This is a genomic window from Aquirufa sp. (assembly GCF_044342065.1).
Taxonomy (GTDB): Bacteria; Bacteroidota; Bacteroidia; order Cytophagales; family Spirosomataceae; genus Aquirufa.
The window spans coordinates 1-5,442 of the sequence record NZ_JBIIQN010000053.1; the positions used below are offsets into that span (position 1 = coordinate 1).

The 5,442-nt window shown below is 40.2% G+C and carries 6 protein-coding genes; 4 read left to right on the top strand and 2 right to left on the bottom strand.

All coding sequences use genetic code 11. From position 1 onward, the window contains the following. Nucleotides 1-1,686, bottom strand: a 1,686-nt coding sequence (locus tag ACIQZ2_RS11485; protein ID WP_395768993.1) for a TonB-dependent receptor domain-containing protein, incomplete at its 3' end; no start/stop codon positions are given. After that, nucleotides 1,673-2,269, bottom strand: coding sequence for a DUF4956 domain-containing protein (locus ACIQZ2_RS11490; protein ID WP_395768994.1), 597 nt, complete (start codon nt 2,267-2,269; stop codon nt 1,673-1,675). The genes ACIQZ2_RS11490 and ACIQZ2_RS11485, both read right to left, overlap by 14 nt. A gap of 218 nt (nt 2,270-2,487) precedes the next feature. On the opposite strand from ACIQZ2_RS11490, the gene ACIQZ2_RS11495 reads away from it, so the two are divergent. Genes ACIQZ2_RS11495 through ACIQZ2_RS11510 form a run of 4 tightly spaced genes read left to right on the top strand, consistent with a single transcriptional unit; the run spans nt 2,488 to nt 5,217 of the window. Further along, the gene (locus tag ACIQZ2_RS11495; protein WP_395768995.1) at nt 2,488-2,916 is read left to right on the top strand and encodes a ubiquinol-cytochrome c reductase iron-sulfur subunit; all 429 of its coding nucleotides are present in this window, start codon (nt 2,488-2,490) and stop codon (nt 2,914-2,916) included. Then, nucleotides 2,909-3,832 carry a DUF5777 family beta-barrel protein gene (locus ACIQZ2_RS11500; protein WP_395768996.1) on the top strand — a complete coding sequence of 308 codons (924 nt, stop codon included), beginning with the start codon at nt 2,909-2,911 and terminating at the stop codon, nt 3,830-3,832. Before ACIQZ2_RS11495 ends, ACIQZ2_RS11500 begins: the two co-directional genes overlap by 8 nt. Beyond that, a complete protein-coding gene (locus ACIQZ2_RS11505; RefSeq protein ID WP_395768997.1) occupies nt 3,832-4,368 on the top strand; it encodes a YceI family protein in 537 nt (178 codons plus the stop codon). Before ACIQZ2_RS11500 ends, ACIQZ2_RS11505 begins: the two co-directional genes overlap by 1 nt. Continuing rightward, on the top strand, nt 4,369-5,217 hold the full coding sequence (locus ACIQZ2_RS11510; RefSeq protein ID WP_395768998.1) for a c-type cytochrome: 849 nt from the start codon (nt 4,369-4,371) through the stop codon (nt 5,215-5,217). Nucleotides 5,218-5,442 lie beyond the last annotated feature (225 nt).

Below are 5,442 nucleotides of genomic sequence, written 5' to 3' on the forward strand. Positions count from 1 at the left end.
CGTTTGATAGATCGAACCCGTCAGATTAACTTTCCAATTTTTCAAGGGACTAAATGAACTAATGCTTTCGAATCCCCAAGTCTCAGAATGCGAAATATTCTCAAAACGAGTTAAGGTAGTGTCACCTTCCATCAAACTCCTCACACGGCCTACCAACTGGTTTACCCGACGATAAAATACCTGATTACTCGTATGAAACGTACCTACATCCATGGAGTGTTCGATTTCGGCAAGGTAAGTTCTTTCCGGCTGCAACATCGGATTACCTGATTGCAAGTTTAATGGATCCGCGAAAGATATAAAGGGATTTAAAGATTTGAATGACGGTCGATTAACGCGCGAATTAAATCGGAATCCCACTTCTTGGTTTTTAGACACATTGCGTTTAAGCGATAAGGAAGGGAATAGTTGGAGGTAATTCAGATTAGCTTGTGTGGCCTCCAACCGTAAACCACCCTGAAACTCCCATTGTTTTCCTGAGTAACGGGTAGACCCATAGATTGCCTGAATACGTTCTAGGTAAGTAAAAGCATTACTCCTTCGGGTATCTAGGTCCCAAACAAGCCTGAAGCGTTCGTAACGAAAGTCCGTATCAAAAAGGCGCTGGGTGAATTTGAAGCCATATTCAAAGCTTGTTTTTTTATTCAATTGTGTTTCCCAATCGCCCTGGAAAAGAAGGGTATAGTTGGAGCTAAGCGCAGAAGATTGCTCTAATCGCGTGGGAATATTGCTGTTGGGAATTTCAAATCCATCAAAAAAATAACGTTGGACAAAATCATTTTGATCAGAACCTAGGTTACGAATCCATAGAAAATCCAAATGGGCTGTTGTCCTTTGTTTCTTGATTGTACCCAATGAAACCAATACATCCATACCTTGGTCATCCCCTCGTTTATCAGCATCTCGAATATAGAAGCGATCCGGAGCTCGAACAAATTGCGACTTATTCAATCGCTTTTCATCGTTGTGATCTGAGGAAAACCGACCGATCCACTGAACACCTAAATTCCAACCCGGATTAAGGCTATACTCCACACGGCCCTGCAGTGCATGATTATAATCTCTATTTACTTCAAAGGTATTTTGCTCAATCTGAAGCAAACCGAATTGGCTTGTATTTTCACGGTACAAGTATTGATAATTATCGCGAATGGACTGTTTAAAATTATAATCAAACGAATAATTCAAGCGCTTATATCCATTGCCATAGCGAGAAGAAAAAGCTACTTGATCATGCGTACCCCATTGCAAGTTCGCTTGAACTTGTTGTGAAGGATCCCCTTTTTTTAAGACAATATTTAAGATACCTGAACTTCCCTCAGCAGAATATTTTGCTCCGGGGGCAGAAATAATTTCAATGTATTCGATGCGATCAGCAGGAAAAAGACTAAGGGCATTCGCGCGGGAAGAGGACAAAATTCCAGAAGGTTTACCATCGAAATAAATGGTTAGACTTTGACTTCCACGGTACTGAATACTCCCATCACCCGCCACATAAATAGAAGGGATATTCGCGAGTACATCTTGCAGGTTACCTCCTAAATTGGTCAGATTGGCACTGGGATAAAAAACCTGTTTCCCAAATTCCGGCCTAGAGGCTTTAACTTCAACATTCATTAATGTATCTACTTGAGCAAAGCAGCCTAAGGGAAAAAGCAAAAGGAAAAGGAAATTACGCTTCCGCATCTGCAGAAAAAGTTTCGTTATCCTTTGAATAATAATAGGCCTTTAGTTGGGCCACACCTCGTTGGTAATCTACCTTAACCACTTGCACCCGGTGAATGGGCTGGCCTGTTTTGTCAATCAAATCTTGAATCAACAGGGCTTTTTGATTCGGCTTAACGAGTTCTAAATTTTCATAGGTAAGTACTTGGTAATTTTCATGGGTTAGGGTTAAAAAACGCCCTAAAAGGAAGGTTACCCCTACTAAAAGGGAATTGGCTAGAATCAACATCGGATAATTCTCTAAAGAAGCGATGGAATTAATAATTCCGAGCGTTACCACCAGGAAAAAATAGCCCATTTCGCCTATCGGAACCGTGACAGTGCGGTAACGGAACATCGAAAACATGGCAAAAAGTCCAAAAGCAAACCCGAATTTCAAGTCGGCCGCTGCCAATAAAAAGCAAAGCACAAACAAGATGGAATTGAAAAGAAAAAAGGTGAATACAAAATCCTTATTCTTGTATTGGGGATAATAGATAAATCGAATGACCAAAAAGGTAAAAAACAAATTGATCAAAAATCGCAGTGCAAAAAGCTCAATCATAGGTAAATAAATTTTTCAAATGTACGGAATAAATTGTCCTATATGGAGGTATTTCAAGGAAGATTATGAATTTTTAAAGTATATAAAATGATATCATCGCAAAACAAAGATTGATAGCCGAATTACGCTAAGCAGTCGATTATGACAAATATCATACATGGGATGCCGTAGATTATCCTGATAAAAAACTAAATTGCATTCACTAACCCTAGAAAAATATGCAATCAAAAATCAAACGTAATGAATTCCTAAAATCTTTGGGATTTAAAGGGGCCTCTTTATTAGCGGTTTACTGTGGAGCAGCTACTTTAAGTTCGTGTGAAAACGAGGCTGTGACCCCAGCGTCCGCCATCGATTTTACACTTGACTTATCCAATGCCGCATATTCCGCATTAAATACCGTAGGTAAATATGTGATTTATAACCAAGTAGTCGTAGCGCGTGTATCCTCGACAAGCTTTGCCGCGGTTACCCAAATTTGTACGCATGAAGGGCAAGCGCAAGTAATCTACAATGGAAGTAAATTTTATTGTACGGCACATGGTGCTACATTTAGTACGAGTGGAAAAGCTGAATCTGTGGCGAGTAGAGCATTAAAGACCTATCAAACAGCTCTAACGGGCACTTCTTTACGCGTTTATGCTTAGGATCTATGTATTAGGGATAATGTTTTTGTTCACATTCCAACTTCAAGCGCAGGATGACCTTATGGCCATGTTGGAAAAAGAGGATGCTAAGCAAACCAATTATACCCTGGCTACCTTTAAAGGATCTCGTTTGATCAATGGTCAAACGGTAGAGACGATTGCCAAACAGCATTTGAATTTTTGGATTTCGCACCGCTTTGGCGCGATAAATTCAGGGTTTATTGATAATTTTTTTGGATTAGATGAAGCGCGCATCCGATTGGGTTTGGAATATGCCTTAACTGACCGACTGCTGGTGGGAGCAGGGCGATCTACGATAGAAAAGACGTACGATACCTATTTTAAGTACAAGGCGATCAGGCAATCCAACAAAATGCCTGTGACTGTGACGGCTTATGGAAGTGTTGCGACTAATACGATGAAAACGGGTTATACGATGGAATCTGGCACAGTTATGCGCTTTAATAACAACCTACAGAGGCAGTCCTTCATGGGTCAACTATTAATTGCGCGTAAATTTTCTGATAAGTTATCCGTACAAGTTATGCCAACGGTATTTCACAATAATTTGGCAGAGAATATATACATGGAAAACACGCAGGCATCGATGGGATTTGGTGGACGATATAAATTGAGTAATCGCGTCAGTATTTCTGCGGAATACTATTATAATTTAATAGACAAAGCAGAATACGAAGATGAATCAGGTCAAAAATATCCCTATCACAATTCCCTTGCGATAGGCTTTGATATCGAAACGGGGGGACACGTGTTTCAGCTTCATGTAACAAACTCACGTGGAATGATTGAAAAACATTTTATCGGCCAAACAATAGGAACCTGGCAAAACGGGGATCTATTTTACGGCTTCAACGTGGCAAGAACCTTTAGTTTTGAACCCAAACCCAAAAAATAATGCGCTACCTCATACTTCCCTTATTTTGCCTTTTAGGATGGTCTGCAAATGCCCAATTATTCGCTACCCAAAGCGGCGAAATCTCTTTCTTCTCAAAAACCCCGATGGAGGACATCCAAGCGTTAAATAAACAAGTGGGAAGTATTATCAATGCTGAAAATAATGAAGTTGCTGTTCAAATGCGTGTGACGAATTTTATCTTTCCAAATAAATTAATGCAAGAACATTTCAATGAAAACTATTTGGAAACAGATAAATATCCATCGGCAACATTTAAAGGGAAAATCAAGGAGGCTGTAGACTTAAGAATACCGGGTACTTATTCGGTAAGCGCGTTAGGTACAGCAAATATCCACGGGGTCTCTAGAACGGTAGAGTTTAAAGGAACCATTGTTTCTACGGGAAAAACATTGAATTTGAATTGCCAGTTTGATATCAAATTGGATGAATACAAAATCGCTATTCCTAAAATCGTTTTTGCGAAAATTGCAGAGGTCATCAAAGTAAAAGGTTCATTTCAGTATAACCTACGTTAGATGAAACGAATATTGGTTCTCAGCATCGTCGCGTCTCTGTGGGCATGTTTGGAGGATAAAAACATCGAAATCGTCCCACAGGGGAATAAAGTAGATACCGTGCTTACCGTGATTCCCAGCACAAACAGTATTTGTGATACGGTGTCAATTTCGTTTGACAAATCGGTTTGGTCAATCATGAATAAACAATGTGTTTCTTGCCATAACGCAAGCAATCCATCTGCAGGCGTTGATCTTTCCAGTTATGACAAGATTCAGACGTACGTAAAAAACGGAAAACTTTATGGTTCGTTAACGCATGCGGTGGGCTATAAACCGATGCCATCAGCAACGTTAAAGTTGAACAATTGTGACATCACCATGATCCGAAAATGGATTCGTGGATCCTCCCCTGCTGGCGCTATTTTAGTTGACATAAACCCAACAAATCCGATAAACCCTGTCGTGGATGTACCGGTGATTAAACCACCCATTGCGGTCAACTGTAGCCCAGATACGGTATATTTTAAGCAAAAGATTTTACCATTAATTGTTTCGAACTGTGCGATGAGCGGATGCCATGATGCTATATCAAAACAAGATGGCGTCATCTTAACTGATTATACAAACATCATGCGGGAGGTAAAAATTTCGAATCCGGCAGGCAGTGATTTGTATAAATCATTGATTGAAACCAGAGAGGATCGCATGCCACCAGCAGGGCCACTTTCGACAGAAAACATCAACAATGTGCTCACATGGATTAAACAAGGAGCGAAGAATAACGGATGTGATGCATCGGCAACGAATTGTATAACAAGCAATGTGAGTTTCAAAACGGTGATTCAACCTATCCTCGCGACCAATTGAACGGGGTGTCATAGCGGTCTAAAGCCATCAGGGAATATAGATTTGACCACGCATGCTAACGTGCTTAAATATGCGGCAAATGGTAAATTATATGGGTCGATTGTTCATCAACCCGGCTATTTTCCCATGCCTTCTGCGACCACTCAGTTGAGTAGTTGTGAGATTAACCAAATGAAATCTTGGATTGTAGCTGGATCCTTAAATAACTAGAAAATGCAGACCTTG